The organism is Coleofasciculus sp. G2-EDA-02, assembly GCF_040226375.1.
Lineage (GTDB): Bacteria > Cyanobacteriota > Cyanobacteriia > Cyanobacteriales > Coleofasciculaceae > Coleofasciculus.
In genome coordinates, this window is sequence record NZ_JAVKEW010000204.1 from 11,887 (window position 1) to 29,100 (window position 17,214).

The window sequence follows — 17,214 nt, forward strand, 5'->3', positions numbered from 1 at the left end:
CCCGCCCCTACATAATCTTCCCCAGTTTCCCCAGCTCTTCCTATTCAGCTTTCTGCCGTAGAATTACCCAACCAACAGAGATCGAGTGTCTTGGGGGTCCATGCGCGGACCGAAACTCGTAACCAACTTTGCGGCTGCTTTGGAACCTAATTGACCAGCTTGAGCATAACTCATACCATGAGTCAGTCCGTAAAGAACCGCGCCAGCATACATATCTCCTGCGCCAACGGTGTCAACTGCCTTAACAGGTACTGGCTCAATCTCGATTATCTCTTGTCCATCAAAGATTACCGATCCTTTCGCTCCACGGGTAATCGCAAACCCCTTAGTTAACCCTTTGAAGTAATCAACAGCAACCGTAAGATCCTCAGTGTCCGCCATTTTTAGGGCTTCACTTTCATTAGCAAAGAGGAAATCCACGCCTGAACCGATGATTTCGAGCAATCCATCTTTAAAGAACTTCACCATATTGAGATCAGACAGGGATAGGGAGACTTTTTGACCCGCTGCTTTGGCAATATCTCTGGCTTGAATCGCCGCCGCTTTACTGGCAGCACCCGTGACCAAATACCCTTCAATATAGGTATATTTGGACTGTGCGATCGCGTCGGGGACTAATTCTGCTTCTGAGAAGCTTGCGGAAATTCCCAGGAACGTATTCATGGTGCGATCGGCATCCGGCGTGACAAACACCAAGCATTTACCTGTAATTCCAGCTTCAGGAGCATGGTATTGCAGGTTTGTGTCAACCTTAAAACGGAGTAGCTCCTCCAGGTAAACCTGTCCATCTTCATCATTGGCGACTTTACAAGAATAGAACGCTTTACCCCCAAATTGGCTCAGGGCAATCATTGTATTTGCCGCCGATCCCCCACCGCCGCGCTTCATTGACTTACCCTCCAAGCGTTTCAGGATCTTGTACTGATGATCTTCTTCAATTAAAGTCATCACCCCTTTATCAATGTCCAGTTCCTGGAGTAACTCTGGGGAAACTTCTAATTCAATGTCCAATAGGGCATTACCGAGACCATATACATCGTATTGTTGAGTCATCTTGATTCGTGGCTAAATCCTTCGTCCCTAATCGGTATGGGTTTCCCAGGAAAGCCAAGCTCCTAATTATAGTCCTAATCTTCCTTCAAAAGGAGGATTCTTTCGTATAACTCTCCAGTATATAACCCTAGTAGAGTAATCCTTTAGTGCGATCGCGCTGATATCTGACACCCCTTGCTCAATCCCCAAATTGGACAAGGGCAATACAACTCTATTATTTATGTTTATGGCTGATTAGCCTTGCCTACCCTATATCAAATCACCATACCCACAAACCTTACCCAATCTGAGTTACAAGCTTAACCACAATAAAATCAATTATGGCGGATCTTCCCAACAAACCGTGGACAATTTCATCAGCAGAGCTATTTAAAAAACTAGATGTTTCTGCCGATGACGGACTCTCTGACGCCGAGGTGCAGCAGCGACGTGAACAATATGGCGCTAACCGTCTCAAAGAAGCTCAGCGTCGCGGACCCTTACAAATCCTCATCGAACAGTTCAAAAGTCTGGTGATTGGGATTCTCGCCATTGCGGCAATTTTATCCTTTGCCTTTTCTCAGTGGATTGAGGGAATTGCTATTGTTTTTGCCATCTTAATTAATGCCGCCATTGGCTTTTTCATGGAATATCAAGCCGTGCGTTCCATGGAAGCCTTGCAAAGTCTGAGTAGCAGCAAAGCAAAAGTGCGCCGCCAAGGACAGATGCAAGAGATTGACGCGGAAAACTTGGTGCCCGGAGACATGGTACTCCTAGAAAGTGGAGATATGATTCCGGCTGATCTGCGCCTGACAGACTCCTCCCAAATGCAAGTAAATGAGTCCTCCCTCACGGGTGAATCTGTTCCTGTCAGCAAAACCACAGAACCCATAGAAGGGGATGTGGAACTTGCTGATCGCACTAATATGCTGTTCAAAGGCACCGCCCTGAGTCGTGGTTCCGGGGAAGGGCTAGTTGTGGCAACAGGAATGCAGACGGAGTTGGGTCACATTTCTGAGTTAGCCCAAGAAGCCAACACGGAGGAACGCACCCCCCTAGAAAAACGGCTGAACCAATTGGGACGTCGTTTGATTTGGGTCACTCTAGTTATTGTCGTCCTGATTGCCATTTCCGGCATTATCGTGGGCAAAGATATTCGCCTGATGGTGGAAACCGCTGTCGCCTTAGCTGTAGCCGCGATTCCCGAAGGATTGCCGATTGTCGCCACGATTGCTTTGGCGCGAGGAATGTGGCGTATGGCAAAGCGTAATGCCTTAATTAATAAACTGGCGGCGGTGGAAACTCTAGGGGCGACTAGCGTTATTTGTACCGATAAAACCGGAACCTTAACCGAAAACCGGATGACGGTGAGTCATATTGTCCTCGACTCCGGTGATGTTGAAATTAGTGGTGAGGGATTAGAACCCGAAGGGAAGTTCACCCAAGACAATAAAACCCTCAAACCCTTAGAGCATGACATTCTCCGCTTCGCCTTAGAAGTTGGCGTCTTATGTAATAATGCGGCATTACAACCAGAGGATTCCAATGAAAGCCGAGTTGTCGGTGATCCAATGGAAGTTGCTCTGTTAATTGCTGGGGCAAAAGCTGATCTCAAGCGTGAAGAATTATTAGAAGATATGCCCGAAGTGCGGGAAGAAGCGTTTGATCCCGACACTAAAATGATGGCGACGCTGCACAAAAGCAATGGTAATTATCGCTTTGCCGTTAAAGGCGCACCGGAAGCCGTCTTAGAGAACTGTACCCGTATCTTAACCCCAGAGGGTGAAAAAGAATTCCGCGATCGCGACTCCTGGAAGCAACGCAGCAATGATCTCGCCGCCCAAGGGTTACGGATTCTGGCATTGGCACAAAAAACGGTGGATAGTGAAGATGCTCAACCCTACGAAGATCTGACTTTTTTAGGCGTTGTCGGTTTACTTGATCCCCCACGCCAAGAGGTACGGGCGGCAATTGAGGAATGTCAAAACGCGGGAATTCGGGTGATTATGGTGACAGGGGATCAACCCGTAACCGCCCGAAATATTGGCATCGCTGTGGGCTTAACCGATGATGAACAAGCGGATGTGGTGCAGGGGAAAGACTTAAAAAGCCCCAAAGAATCCTCTTCGGAGGAACGTGAACGCTTAGTCAAAACCCCGATTTTTGCCCGGGTATCTCCAGAACAAAAATTGAACCTGATTGCCTTGCACCAAGACACCGGGGCAATTGTGGCAATGACGGGGGATGGGGTCAATGACGCCCCCGCCCTACAAAAAGCGGATATTGGTGTGGCTATGGGACAACGAGGTACTCAGGTGGCAAAAGAGGCGGCGGATATGGTGCTTCAGGATGATGCCTTTTCCTCCATTGTCGCGGCGGTGGAACAGGGGAGAGCGATTTTTAATAATATTCGTAAGTTCACGGTTTATCTGCTATCGGGGAATGTCGGTCAAATTATGGCAGTCACCGCCACCTCGTTAGTGAATGTTCCCTTACCTATCTTGCCCCTGCAAATCTTATATCTGAATATCATTAATGATGTCTTCCCCGCCCTCGCCCTTGGTGTGGGTGAAGGATCTCCCACCCTCATGGAACAACCCCCTCGTAACCCCAAGGAGTCGATTATAACTAGACGTCACTGGTTCGCGATCGCGGGATATGGTTTAATCATTGCCGCCCCTGTGCTGGCTTCCTTTTACCTGGCATTCAACTGGTTAGGATTGGAAAAAAATCAAGCTGTTACTATTTCCTTTATGACTATTGCCTTTTCCCGGTTGTGGCATGTCTTCAATATGCGCGATCCCGGAGCTGGTGTACTGGTTAACGAAGTCACCCGCAATAAATACGTCTGGGGCTCCCTTATCCTTTGTACTGGATTCCTCGCCGCTGCTATTTATCTACCCTTCCTCTCCGATATCCTGCAAACTCATGCCCCTAGTCTTCAGGGTTGGTTACTCATCCTGGGAATGAGTTTAGTTCCCTTAGTCATTGGGCAAATTGCCAAAATAATCGCCAAGTAGGGGTTTGGTTACCAAACCCCCGTGAAATTGTTCCCCTGTTCCCCTTTCCCTGACGATGAAATATGCCTCTTGAGGTAGATGTCAGCCCTAACGCTGCTATCCTAGGCTAAAGTGTTAAACCAGAAACTGAAAAATACTCAAAATAAGGTGAAATTCACAAAAACTGTTTTTCAGATTTATCGGCACATTCAAATAAAACTGGGAAACTAGGACATTAAATCGTCCCCAACCGTAACCTGAAACACAAGGAGAATAGGATGCCCAACAATACAGAATTCTTAGAAAAAGTCCAAAAGCAGGGTCACTTAGAAGACATCTACGACGCCCGCGATGTTACTGAGGTAGTGTTCCGCACCATGCGCGACTTAATGAACACAGACGCTTCAGATCGAGTGGAATCAGAACTGCGTCAAAACGATGACCCTGTACCGACTCCAGCCGAAGAACAGCAACAAGAAATTGCCGATCTTTGGAAAGATACCAATCCAGTTGTTAGCTTTCTGAGTCGGATTCGTCCCCCTCTGAATTTTGATGCTGATACCTTCTTGTTTCGCATCCGTCAAGAAGCGAGCTTGCCCAAAGGAGTCAGCCCAGAAACCGTCGTCACAGCTATCTTTTCCGCAACAAAAGACGAGTTGTCTCAGGAACGAATCAAAGAAATTGCTAGCTTTTTACCGCCTAAAATTCAGCAAATGTGGCAGCAAGCGTAGTTAGTCATTTGTCATTTTTCATTTGTTTGAATGTGTAGGGGCGGGTTTTACCAATAACGCTGCGGTTCAAAGCACTAACTGACCTAAACCCGCCCCGACCAAGTCCGAGAATTTTAGGGAGAGGTCAAATCGGTAGTCAATTACCGTCGCACATCGGTTACACGCCAACTCAGCTTGAAATTGAGCCAGAAATTCAATACCGTGACCGCCGCGATCGCGATTAACTTTGCCACATATTCATTAATACCAAAAACATTAAACAACAAATTCACGAGCAAAACATTGAGAATGAGTCCAGCTAAACAGATCACATTGAACTTCAAAAATCGTTTAAACCGCTTGCGCCATCCCCGTTGATGTCGAGAAATATCGCCAAACGTCCATAAATCATTCCACAAGAAATTGTTTAGAATTGCGACTTCAGCTGACAGAATCGCACTGCGGGTTAGTCCCAATTCTACCTGCTCTCGCAACAGATAAAAGACCGCCATATCCACAAACACTCCACTGAAGCCGACCAAACCAAAGCGCAGGAATCGACCAATAGGTCCTAGAGATAAACGTAAGCGCAGTAAGTGTTGTAAATACTCTACATACTGTTTCCAAGTAACCTTACTTTCACCCGCTTGACGCTCTTGAAAGACATAACCCACTTCCCCAATCCAAGGGACTCTTCCTCGACCCAAAACTTCAATTAAAATTTTATACCCTAGAGGACTCAGAGGACGACCGACTAAACATTGACGGCGCACCATAAAATAACCACTCATAGGGTCAGAAACACGCCCGATGACTCCTGGTAAGAGGATTAAGCCAATCGTCTGAGCGCCACGAGATAAAAATCGGCGGATAATACTCCAATCACTGACGCCACCGCCTTCAACGTGGCGACTAGCAACGGCTAAATCGGCTCCCCGTTGGATCTCACCCCATAACTGCAATAACAGTTCTGGGGGATGCTGAAGATCCGCATCAATCACACCCAAAACCTCTCCCCGCGCAACTTGCCATCCTCGGATCACAGCGGTAGACAGTCCCCGTTCATCAATCCGCCGCATGACTTTTAACTGAGGATAATCCGCCGTGAGTTCCTGCGCCACTTTCCAGGTGTCGTCCGGACTATTGTCATCTACGACAATCAGTTCATAATCCCCCGCCAGTTGTGAATCAAGTAATTGGCTTAATTGTTCAACAATCTGGGGAATATTCTTCGCTTCTTTGTAGGTGGGAATAATCAGGGAAAATCGCAGAGGACGTTCTTCCGTTGTGGATAAGACAGTGGTTACATCCGGAACTACAAACGAACCGGACGGAACAGGTAGCAGGGAATTCGCGGGATTGATACTCATGGGCTGTTGTTCAATTTTGACTCAAGCGGCTTGATCGGATAGAAGACTGATTTGAGAATTCATCATTCACTATTCAGAACTTTGATAGAGGTGAAGGGTAAATTGGTCTTCTTCCATTGTTCCCACCAGTGGCTGTGTTTCTATCAATTGGTATTGGGATTTTAAAGTGGTTTGGATGTTTTGTTGAAACTTGAGTTTTTCTGCTTCTGTTTTGGGTTTTGACCAAATGGGATCGCCGCTATCTAACCAGAGTACACGAGAAAAGTTGCCCGTTTGATTATTCAAGGTTTTCTCTAACACCGGAGCCAGTTTTGCGGGGGGTTGCGCCAGTAAAGTTACGGGCAAATCTGGGGGAATATAATATGCCAAACGGAGGACGTGACCCCAAGCCTGAGAGTTGATGGCGATTAAGGTGGGAGTGTTGGGTTCTTGCTCGATGATGTCGGCGATTTGATGGAACATCCTGCGATCGCGTAATGTGAAATCCCCGATACTGATCACCAGATAGAACCCTAACACTAAAGCGGCGGCGAGGGGTCGCCATTTTCCCATTGTCCGCTCAATCCAAGCGGCGATTAAGAGCAGGCATCCGGGTAAAATAAAGATCATCGATCGCCCCCAGCCAAAGCCAACGGTAAACTGACCTTTGAGAATATCAATCGTTAACGCTAGGAGGAGGGGAAAAATCCCCAAGAGCAACGCCACACCCAAAACCCTGTAGTGCTGCTGACGCCACAGACTTATACTACAGACAACCAGGAGTGCGATCGCGCCTACCCCAGCGACAGTAGCACTCACAAGAGGCAAACTGGTAGCCCAATCTCCCAATACTAAATGAATGCCTAGGGTTTGGATCACCCCTTCTAGGTGTTTCCCCACCGTTTCCATCCAGGTTTGAGTTGCTCCAAACCTCTCTAAATCAGCATTTCGTAGCTGTTGTCGGGTTCCCCATAGCACCCAAGGAATCGTTAATGTGATCCCCGCCGTAAACCGTAGTCCATGTTGCCACCAATGTTGCCGATCTAACCATAAAACTAAGACAACCAAGGCGGCAATAAAAAAGGCGAAGTAATAAAAAGTCAGGAAACCTGCGGCGATTGAACCGATGAAGACCAGATTCCATAAGAGTTTATTGTATTTACCCGTACTTTCACTATCCTTGTGTTCCTTGTCCTGAAACGTCTTTTTGGGTTCAATCAATTCTAACGCCGCCCAAGCACTGAGAATCACCCACAGCAGCAGCGGATCATACATGCGTACATTGAGCGAGTGAAAGAGATAATAAGTATTACTGCCTAAAAGAGCAGCTAATAACAAGCCCCCTTGATGACCCAGCAAACGACGAGCTAAACCATAGGCGCTACCCATTGCACCGATACTGAATAGAACGCCCAAGCTGCGCGTGGCGGCGACACTATTACCGAACAGTCGCAACCAAAGATGTTGACCCAGAAAAAATAGAGGGGGATGGGGTTCAGCCGCTAATCCTTGGAGTAATTTTTTCAGGGTGGCTGGGATAGCACCGATACCGTTTTCTACAGGTAAACTTAGCAGTGGTGTATAGTCGGCTAAGGTAACAGGCAACTCCTTCGGCGTGGAATAGGAAGTTTTTTGACCCGTAGACAGCAGCAGGGACAACACCTCGTCGTACCAAAATTCTCGGCTACTTAAGTTAAGGAGTCTTAACAGTACTGCGATCGCAATCACGATCAGTAATGCCCAAGAAAATGTCCGGGAGAGTTTAGACAGGGGAAAACTTCGGCTCATCAGAGAGGGCGACAGAACAAGAGTAGGTTCTTTGCCAGTTTAAAACAGCTTGGCAACCTTTTTCTTCAGCTACATTAATCTTGACAAAAAGGGCGGGAGTGCAACATATCCTGGCGGGGAGTTTGTCTTGCGATCGCCCTCTCCCCTGGGGAGTTCCCCCTCTTCCCTGTCTGACTTTTCACGGCATATAATTTTGAGCCAACGCGCTGAAGAATCAGGCATAGTATTGTTCATTCTACTCGCGCAGGCTCAAGGCAGCTACAAGTCAATCAGGGAAATACTTTCAGGCTTTGTAAAGAAACATTGCGAAGAATTTATTAAAAAATGTTGCCATTGTCTTGAAAGAATTGCTAATGTATGCGTAATGAGTCGTTTCTGGTAGAAGCTCGTCTAGAGGAGGCTAATTGCATAAACACTGCGTTTATTTTGGCTGTCAGGTGGTTGGCTAATTTGGCTAATTACCGACCGGATAGTTCTGGGATACTCGATCTAACAATTAACGCTTCCACATACACCGAGAACATTAGCAGAACTATCATCACGATTCACTCTTTGTAGATACAGCATGACTGGAGATCATGTTCGACTCACGGGTTAGCTTTTCATTCATAGAACCCGTTTAATCCAAAGATTTGATCACTGTTTCACCACCAAATAACTCGCCAGTTCACTCAAAAAATGGCGAAGTGTGAAATATGTCCTACTCTTCAATGTTTTAGTGCAACGACAGAAATAAGTTTTGATTACTTATGTCTCATCTCATGCTGAGGCGGTTAGGAGGAGTTATATACCCCTGAGCATGAATAATCGGAAAAAGCCGAGTGAGACTCAACAAGATTGAGGTTTTTGCCATGAATATTCAAGGAAAGACTGCTTTGGTTACCGGAGCATCGCGGGGAATTGGGCGTGCGATCGCACTCGAACTCGCCAGAGTTGGCGTTAAGCGCCTAATTTTAGTCGCACGCGATCGCCAACGTTTAGCAGCCGTGGCGACGGAGATTGAAAATTTAGGAGTCGAAGTCGCTATTTTGGCGTTAGATTTAACCGAACTGGTAGAAGTCAATGTGGCAATTGCTCGCGCTTGGCGTACTTACGGACCTGTTCACATCTTGGTTAACTGTGCAGGGATTGCCCACCAAACTCCATTTTTGAGAGCTAAACTGCCTCAGATGCAGGAGGAGCTTGCCATTAACTTGATGGGATTATACACGATTACCCGTCTGCTTGCCAAACGGATGGCAGCTCAACGCCAAGGAATCATTATTAACGTCTCCAGTTTAATGGGCAAAGTCGCCGCGCCGACGATGGCGACGTATTCCGCCACCAAGTTTGCGATTTTAGGCTTCACTCAAGCGTTGCGAGGCGAACTAGCACCCTATAATATCCGGGTGATTGCCTTGCTCCCCTCTCTCACGGATACTGATATGGTGCGGGGTTTACAGCTATTTCGCTGGGTCATGCCAATGACACCTGAGCAGGTAGCCAAAGCCCTAGTCACGGGACTACAAAAGGATTCACCAGAAATCCTCGTGGGATGGCAAAGTCATTTAGCCGTGTGGTGTAGTCGGATTGCGCCGTGGCTGATGGAGAAGGTATTACAAATGGCGGCGCCTGTGTCCCGAACGGGTGCATTACCCCCTGTGGTTCCCAGCCATCGTTGATCCGAATTGGACAATTGTGGATAAGGGGCTTGGTAACCAAGCCCCTACTCAAAACTACGCCAGACGCCGACTAAGACGCCTTGTATCTCTACCTTTTCTGTTTTTACTTCTATGGGTGGATAATTAGAATTAGCAGGTTGCAGGGTGATCATATCCTCTTCCCGATAAAAATGTTTTAATGTTGTACCGTATCCTTCGACTCTAGCGGCGACAATCTGACCATTTTTCAGTTGTTCGGGTTCATTAACGGGTTGCATAATCACCAAATCCCCTTCTCGAATTAAGGCTTCAATCATGCTGTCCCCTGTAACCCGGAGGGCAAAGTTACCCGGTTGGGTGAATAAACCGGATAAATCAATCCGATCCATCCCATCGGTAAAGGGTTCAACCATACCCCCCGCCGCGATCGCACCCAGTACAGGTACTCCCGATACTGTACTACTGAGAATCCGAATTGTCCGGGCTTTGCCTTCTGTCCAGTCAATGTAGCCTTTGCTACGTAAATGTTCGAGCCGACTCTGAATCGGTGCCGGCGATCGCAGATTCATCGCTCGCATCATTTGCCGGATTGAGGGCGCATGTCGGGCTGTTTGAATATAATCAACGAGCCAATCATAGAGTTCTTTCTGGGCTTGGGTGAGGGGTTCCATAATCCTACAAATTACACTCTTGTTTTGACGTTACAGATCGCGGGTGCAGATGGCTCAACCATTCGACTTGCCTGTCTTTATGGCAGTCAATCTGCCCTGAGACGGGTTAAAAGCTGTATGCAAATTTCTTTGCCTATCTAGGTAAATATTGTCAAAATGCATAGCTATAACAAACGAATACTATTTACTATAAAACATTAGTAGTACGAATGTCCTATCCCTGTCCAGTTAAAAGCAACTTTTATAGTTTTGACCATGATAGTGGGTTCAGGCTCCTCGTCCTTTCAGGACGACTTTTTTGTGTTAGAATTTTTGGGCAGAGTTGTTCCACGTCAAATGCTGGTTTTTGAGTTTAAGGGACAAATCCCCGATTTTATCGAGAAGGCGAGAAACGTCTAAGCTTCCTTCAAAGACGAGTGACTGATTTCTTTGCCAAGACAAGCGGAACTTGGATTAATGTGATAACGGTAGCTATTGGCACAACTGTAGGGTTGTTACTTAAACACCGTTTACCTAAACCCATGCAACAAATTATCACCCAAGGGGTAGGACTTCTCACCCTATTTCTGGGTGTTACCATGGCGGCGAGTATGACTCAGGTGCAAGCAGGGCGCATTGATGGTGTGGTGTTAGCGCTGATCAGTATTGTGTTGGGGGGATTACTGGGAGAATGGTGGCAAATTGAAGCTAGACTGCAATCGGTGGGAAATTGGCTGAAAACTCGGTTTCGGGGAAGTGGTGCTTTCACGGAAGGATTTGTGGCGGCTAGCTTATTGTTTTGTGTCGGTCCAATGACGTTGCTGGGGAGTCTGAATAATGGCTTGACGGGTGACGATACGCTGCTGACGCTAAAAGCTGTGATGGATGGAATCGCCGCGATCGCACTTTCGAGTAGTTTTGGAATTGGGGTGGGTTTTTCGATTATTGTGATTCTCGTCTATCAGGGTGGAATCTCTCTAGTGGCGGGAGTCTTGGCGCAAGCGATTCCTGATCCCGCCACTGATCCCCGAATTCTCCTGATTACAGGGGTAGGAGGACTAATGATTTTGGGGACGGGAATCAACCTGTTACAGTTGACCCACATCCGTGTTGCTTCCTTTTTACCCGCGTTGGTAGCCGCTCCGTTAATTTATCACCTCGCTAGGTTGATTTAGCCGCACCTCTGGCTTGCTTCACCATGTCAATTAACGTGTGATGAGCGTCTTCGGAGTCTTTGAGGGTGTGATCAAACTCAATGCGTAAGGGTACAGACTCACCCTGACGTTGGGCGATTAAATTCATTCCTTTCGCATCAATGGACTGCATTTGAGCCGACTCGGTATCGGGAGAGTTCCCGAATGTACGGGCGTAAAGCGCGATCGCATCAGCATGATCATCATTCATGTGCTTACAGATGCGATCGCTCACTTGTTGGCTAAACTGTTCAGACATGACTCTTATTGGTTGGGATACTATCAATCTGATGCTACCGGACTTGATATAACTCTGTCTGTTGCAATACTGTTACTGTTGCCTTTTCCTACTTGTCTGGGAGATAAAAATCCTTAAGCTAAGGCGGAGATTGACCCTCTTCGCTTAGAATGCTACACGGGGGTTTTTCAACCGTCGATACGGGACGATTGAACCTTGTAACTTAGCCTTGGATAGCTAAGTTTCCCCATCTGCTGTGTCGCTTACACAATTTTGTCATGGATTTATCACGGATTCCAAGTCAACCCAAACCGGGACTGATCAACGTTTTAATTGAAATTCCCGCCGGAAGTAAAAACAAGTACGAGTACGACAAAGATCTACAAGCCTTTGCCCTTGATCGGGTCTTATATTCCTCGGTGCAATACCCTTATGATTACGGCTTTATTCCGAACACCTTAGCCGATGACGGCGATCCACTTGATGGTATGGTGATCATGGATCAGCCAACCTTTCCCGGTTGTGTCATTACCGCCCGACCCATTGGTATGCTGGAGATGATTGACTCTGGCGATCGCGACGAAAAAATCCTCTGTGTTCCTGACAAAGATCCCCGCTATGCTCAAGTGAAATCACTCAAAGATGTTGCTGAGCATCGGTTGGATGAAATTGCTGAATTTTTCAAGACTTACAAAAATCTCGAAAAAAAAGTCACGGAAATTCTAGGCTGGAAGGATATCAAGGACGTTATGCCACTGGTGGAGAAGTGTATCGCCGCAGGTAACAAGTCTGGCAGATAGTCAAGCCGATAGTTGAGTGCCTCCCACCCTGAAAAGCGGTGGGATTCACCATTAAGGGTTCATGGTTCACAACCCTAAACAATCAAGGAGGAATTATGAACCAAGTTCTATCCCTCCTATCCCATCGCCGCAAGTCCCTCAGCTCACCGCTGCTCTTTGTGACAGAACTCACAAGCCAACTCCACCAAGAACGCTAAAATTAACAGACTTGAGAGAAACTTCCTGATCAAAATAAGGGTGCTAGAAAATTTAACCTAGGGGAAAGCCGGAAATTCATAGCTTTTTTACAAGTTTTCCCTAGGTTATTTTCTCTAAAAATACCGTTATTGCCTCCGTGGACGCAAAAGCCTTAGCGACTACCTCACCGAAAGTGTCCCTATCTGAGTATCATATAGTGGAAATTGCTGGGTGTGAAGCTCGGCTAAGGGCAGCTCATTTAATCGAACGATGGCAGATTCTGATCCAGCGTCACCCAGCCCCCGCACATTTAATGCTATAGCCAACATGGTAACTGGCCCTACCGTCAATTTTGTTGTCCAATTTTGGGGCGTTCGAGGTAAAGTTTCGGCTCCAGGGAAAGAAACGGTACGCTATGGTGGCAATACCTCCTGTATAGAAATGCGTGTCGGCTCTAAACGCCTGATTTTTGATGGGGGGAGTGGTTTGCGGCTTCTCGGCAACCATTTACTCCGCCAAATGCCCCTAGAAGCCTACATCTTCTTCACTCATTGCCACTGGGACAGTATTCAGGGATTTCCCTTTTTTACACCTGCCTTTATTCCTGGCAATTGTTTCCACATCTATGGCGCAAGGGCGACTAATGGAGACTCAATCGAAAAGCGCCTCGGTGGGCAAATGTTAGCGCCTAATTTTCCCGTTCCACTTCAGGTCATGCAATCGGAGCTAAAATTTTACGAATTGGGATCGAGTCATAAAATCACCGTGGATGATCTAGTCGTTGAAGCGGTTTTACTTAACCGGGCATCCAGTTCAATGGGCTATCGTGTCACCTGGAAAGGTCATTCTGCCGTCTACGCGATCGCTCATTCTCAATCGCCGGATCGATTGGATCACAATTTGTTACACTTAGCCCGCCATGCTGACTTGCTCATTTTGGATGCCCCGTGTAATATTCGTGCAGATGATTTTCTCAAGCCTTCGCCCCTAGACTGGCAAGACCAACTCTGGCAAACCGGTATGGCGACAGCTAAGGCAGCAGGAGTTAAGCGGGTTGTTATGTCTCACTACCATCCTGACCATGATGATGATTTTCTTGACTGGATGGAATCCCAACTAAAATCTGTCTTTCCCAATGATGTATTAGCTCGTGAGGGTATGATTGTACCAGTTTGTTCAGTTTAAAAGGTTTTGACACTGTAAGCCAAATACGCTATTATAATGAAACTATTATTTGTATTTGAGTCAAAAAGCTTAGTCAAATATCTCACTGGATTTATTCCGAAATCAGCCAAGAAAATCAAAGGAAACTTCAAATATTTGCCGATATTTGAACAGGTCTAATTAAAAGCTTCATCAGCTCAGGGGTTTAACTGAACTCGCTCCAATTCTCACCCGTCTACAGGGTGGGAATGGTTAGGAAGCCAGAGGATTAACACCCTTCACTTTTATTTTAAAGTATTATTGACTAAGTATTGTTAGCTTTTTCTTTCTACAAGGTGGGGTAGTTCATTAGCCAGTAAGCTATCCCGCATTTAAATGGTGAATGGGTAGGGAGCAAGATGCTCTGATTACAACGATCTTGCAGTTGTTGACATTAAGGTTTAAATGCCGAACAGCTTAGTAAGGGTAACATCGCTAAAAAGAAGCAGTCCTGCTACGCTCAAATCCCACTATTCCAGGGGTTTACCGCAGGAATCACAGGATGAATGAGAATAGGTTGAGAATTGTTGCCATGCCATACTAGGATGTTGTCAAACCGACGATTATCTTTCGATGATTGCTTCACCAACTTCCTCGATAATCAGCCTCTTTATTTTTGATAAATGAACAATATGATTGGTGTAGAGACCAACGGGCAAATTCTATTCACCTCTATAGCAACATTGTCAGCGGTGTTATGGCTAACTCCCTCGGTAAACGCTCAAACTCTGTTTATCTCCACAAACGCTAAAGCCTCAATCAATACGTCCTTGTCTCCAGTCTTACCTCACCCTGAACACCTAAACGATTTATCGAGAACAATTGAGGCAGAAAAGGCAGAAGGCTCCACGAAGGCAGAGGACACAGGACACAGGGTACAAGGGAAGGTAGAAGACAATGATAACCCTTTAGACGGAAATGAGATCACCCATTCAAAACTCAGTCGGGGCGGGTTTAGTCACATCGGGGTAAAGGAAGAAACGAGACTCATCAAACCCGCCCAGAAAGACGCGCCATGGCACATCTCTACACTCAACACTGAACACTTGCCCCTTTACGTCACTCAAATTCCTGATCCCACGACTCCTCGGCAGAGTCCCTCAATTCCTGAACTGCCTCCGCCTCAAGACATTGAGCCACCGCCTCCCTCTAGGCTGCTAGAAGCCACACCGTCTCCTACATTACCCCCCCCAGAACAGCTTCTAGAATCCCCTCAATTAACACCGACAACGCCTGAGACGCCAGAGGGTGTCACTCAAGACCAAATTACGGTGAAAAATTTTGAATTTATCGGCAATACAGCATTTAGTGATGAACAGTTAGCCGAAGTGACAGCGGAGTTTACTAATCGCCCGATTACCTTTGCTGAACTCTTAAATGCCAGAACTGCCATCACCCAGTTATACGTAAACAACGGCTATGCTACATCCGGTGCCTTCATTCCACCTCAATCCCTAAACCAGGATACCGTCACTATTGAAATTGTCGAAGGTGGAATCGAAGAGATTCAGGTGAATGGACTTCGCCGCCTGCGTCCCCATTATGTGCGATCGCGTATCGCCGTCGCTAATCCCAAACCCCTCAATGTACCGCATTTACTCGAATCCCTACGTCTTTTGCAGCTTGATCCCCTGATCGAAAATATCTCGGCTGAACTCTCGACCGGTTCTGGACCCGGTACCAGTTTACTCATTGTCGATGTTATCGAAGCCAACACCTGGAGTTACCAACTCGTTGCCAACAATGGGCGTTCCCCCAGTGTGGGTAGCTTCCGGCGCGGGGCTTCCATAACTCAAGCCAACTTACTCGGATTCGGCGATGGCGCAACCCTCAGCTATACCAATACCGATGGTAGCGATGAGATTGAATTTAACTACACCCTACCCGTGAATCCGCGTAATGGCACGGTTAGCTTTAGCTTTAGCGACACCTCCAGCGAGATTATTGAAGATCCATTTAACTTTCTCGATATCCAATCCGACTCAACCAGTTTTGACCTCACATTCCGTCAACCCCTCCTGGAAACGCCAACCCAGGAATTCGCAGTGGGTTTAACCGCGTCTCGACGCAATACAAAAACCGTTTTCTTAGAAGACTTAGTGGGAGAAGAAGTTGGTTTTCCTTCATTGGGTGCTGATGAGGATGGGCGCATCCGAGTTTCAGCCCTGCGATTCTTTCAAGAGTGGACTAAACGAGGGGCGAGGGAAGTCTTTGCCCTACGCTCTCAGTTTAATTTAGGTCTGGGTGTCTTTGATGCCACAGTCAACGATGATGCGCCTGATAGTCACTTCTTTTCCTGGCGGGGTCAAACCCAGTGGGTAAGACTCTTAGCCCCAGATACATTACTGGTGCTTCGCGGTGATATTCAACTAGCCGCTCAAGACTTGTTACCTGTGGAGCAGTATGGTTTAGGGGGTCAAGGGAGTGTACGCGGCTATCGCCAAGATATTCGACTCACTGATAATGGCGCCTTTGCTTCAGCCGAGGTGCGGCTGCCCATTTTACGCATTCCTGAGTGGGATGGTGTTTTACAGGTGACTCCCTTTGTGGATGTTGGCACAACCTGGAATAACGGCGAGATAGATGATCCTGACCCGAGCAGTTTGGCGGCTCTGGGGTTGGGACTACAATGGCAACAAGGCGATCGCATCACCGCTCGCTTAGACTGGGGGATTCCCTTAATTTCTGTTGAGTCCGAGGATAATACCTGGCAAGAAAATGGCGTATATTTTTCGATAACGATTAATCCATTTTAACTGATATGACTGATCATCCTTTGATTATTTCCAGCCAATTCCTAAAAGAACACCTTAATGAGCCGCAAGTGGTGATCGTCGATTGTCGTTTTGCCCTTGCTGATCCGCAACAGGGATATCAACAGTATCAGACGAGTCACATTCCGGGAGCGCATTACTTGGATTTGAACCAAGATCTTTCTGCTCCCGTAGAACGTCATGGAGGGCGTCATCCCTTACCTGAGTCCAACCAGATTGCCCAAAAACTCGCCGCGATAGGAGTCAGATTCGGTGAAACCTTAGTCGTGGCTTATGATGATTCCCGTTGTGCTTTTGCGGCGCGTCTATGGTGGTTACTGCGTTATCTGGGACACGATCGCGTCGCGGTATTGGATGGTGGCTGGGGAGCATGGCAATCCCAAGGTTATCCGGTAACTGATGCTTTACCAACCCCTCAACCTGGGCAGTTTGTGCCGCAAGTGCGAGCCGAGTGGGTGGTTGATATCAATGCGGTCAAAGCCCGGAAAGATTTACCAGACGTCGCTTTAGTCGATTCACGGGCACGCGATCGCTATTCCTCTAATCGTTAAATCAATGGACATTTCTTTCCTTTGTGGACATAAGTATAACCGTCAGCTTTCCAGATTGGCTCGAAATACTTCCAGTTGATGCTTTGCAGTTTCCCTTTTGCTGTAGTCAA

General features: G+C 47.0%; 13 protein-coding genes and 1 pseudogene. 8 read left to right on the forward strand and 6 right to left on the reverse strand.

From position 1 onward, the window contains the following. Positions 1-63: 63 nt before the first annotated feature. Positions 64-1,053, reverse strand: coding sequence for an adenosine kinase (locus tag RLO19_RS24270; protein WP_446359967.1), 990 nt, complete (start codon positions 1,051-1,053; stop codon positions 64-66). A 320-nt stretch (positions 1,054-1,373) separates the two neighbouring features. Here RLO19_RS24270 and RLO19_RS24275 point away from each other — a divergent pair, with 320 nt between their 5' ends. Beyond that, on the forward strand, positions 1,374-4,052 hold the full coding sequence (locus RLO19_RS24275) for a cation-translocating P-type ATPase (protein ID WP_446359968.1): 2,679 nt from the start codon (positions 1,374-1,376) through the stop codon (positions 4,050-4,052). A 257-nt stretch (positions 4,053-4,309) separates the two neighbouring features. After that, positions 4,310-4,762, forward strand: a complete 453-nt coding sequence (locus RLO19_RS24280; protein WP_446359969.1) for a DUF2267 domain-containing protein — start codon at positions 4,310-4,312, stop codon at positions 4,760-4,762. Positions 4,763-4,902: 140 nt separating this feature from the next. Here RLO19_RS24280 and RLO19_RS24285 read toward each other — a convergent pair whose 3' ends face one another. Beyond that, positions 4,903-6,111, reverse strand: coding sequence for a glycosyltransferase (locus RLO19_RS24285; protein ID WP_446359970.1), 1,209 nt, complete (start codon positions 6,109-6,111; stop codon positions 4,903-4,905). 69 nt (positions 6,112-6,180) lie between these two features. Continuing rightward, complete coding sequence (locus tag RLO19_RS24290; protein WP_446359971.1) at positions 6,181-7,878, reverse strand: glycosyltransferase family 39 protein; 1,698 nt, start codon at positions 7,876-7,878, stop codon at positions 6,181-6,183. Between the two features lie 851 nt (positions 7,879-8,729). Between RLO19_RS24290 and RLO19_RS24295 the strand changes: the two genes are divergently transcribed. After that, positions 8,730-9,539 carry an SDR family NAD(P)-dependent oxidoreductase gene (locus RLO19_RS24295; RefSeq protein ID WP_446359980.1) on the forward strand — a complete coding sequence of 270 codons (810 nt, stop codon included), beginning with the start codon at positions 8,730-8,732 and terminating at the stop codon, positions 9,537-9,539. A 44-nt stretch (positions 9,540-9,583) separates the two neighbouring features. Here the strand turns inward: RLO19_RS24295 and lexA are convergent, their stop codons facing one another. Further along, positions 9,584-10,189 carry a transcriptional repressor LexA gene (lexA, locus tag RLO19_RS24300; protein WP_446359972.1) on the reverse strand — a complete coding sequence of 202 codons (606 nt, stop codon included), beginning with the start codon at positions 10,187-10,189 and terminating at the stop codon, positions 9,584-9,586. A gap of 416 nt (positions 10,190-10,605) precedes the next feature. On the opposite strand from lexA, the gene RLO19_RS24305 reads away from it, so the two are divergent. Further along, a complete protein-coding gene (locus tag RLO19_RS24305; RefSeq protein WP_446359973.1) occupies positions 10,606-11,343 on the forward strand; it encodes a DUF554 domain-containing protein in 738 nt (245 codons plus the stop codon). Here the strand turns inward: RLO19_RS24305 and RLO19_RS24310 are convergent. Continuing rightward, positions 11,330-11,620 carry a DUF2470 domain-containing protein gene (locus tag RLO19_RS24310; RefSeq protein ID WP_446359974.1) on the reverse strand — a complete coding sequence of 97 codons (291 nt, stop codon included), beginning with the start codon at positions 11,618-11,620 and terminating at the stop codon, positions 11,330-11,332. The genes RLO19_RS24305 and RLO19_RS24310 overlap by 14 nt on opposite strands. 257 nt (positions 11,621-11,877) lie before the next feature. Here RLO19_RS24310 and RLO19_RS24315 point away from each other — a divergent pair, with 257 nt between their 5' ends. Both RLO19_RS24315 and RLO19_RS24320 read left to right on the forward strand, forming a co-directional pair. Next, complete coding sequence (locus RLO19_RS24315) at positions 11,878-12,399, forward strand: inorganic diphosphatase (RefSeq protein WP_446359975.1); 522 nt, start codon at positions 11,878-11,880, stop codon at positions 12,397-12,399. Between the two features lie 504 nt (positions 12,400-12,903). Continuing rightward, a complete protein-coding gene (locus RLO19_RS24320) occupies positions 12,904-13,761 on the forward strand; it encodes an MBL fold metallo-hydrolase (RefSeq protein ID WP_446359976.1) in 858 nt (285 codons plus the stop codon). Between the two features lie 478 nt (positions 13,762-14,239). On the opposite strand, the gene RLO19_RS24325 is transcribed toward RLO19_RS24320, so the two are convergent. Next, a complete protein-coding gene (locus RLO19_RS24325; RefSeq protein WP_446359977.1) occupies positions 14,240-14,365 on the reverse strand; it encodes a hypothetical protein in 126 nt (41 codons plus the stop codon). A gap of 37 nt (positions 14,366-14,402) precedes the next feature. Here RLO19_RS24325 and RLO19_RS24330 point away from each other — a divergent pair, with 37 nt between their 5' ends. Both RLO19_RS24330 and RLO19_RS24335 read left to right on the forward strand, forming a co-directional pair. Continuing rightward, positions 14,403-16,535 carry a ShlB/FhaC/HecB family hemolysin secretion/activation protein gene (locus RLO19_RS24330; protein WP_446359978.1) on the forward strand — a complete coding sequence of 711 codons (2,133 nt, stop codon included), beginning with the start codon at positions 14,403-14,405 and terminating at the stop codon, positions 16,533-16,535. A 5-nt stretch (positions 16,536-16,540) separates the two neighbouring features. Further along, positions 16,541-17,101 (forward strand): annotated as a pseudogene (locus RLO19_RS24335) (sulfurtransferase); the annotation flags it as partial. Between the last annotated feature and the right edge of the window lie 113 nt (positions 17,102-17,214).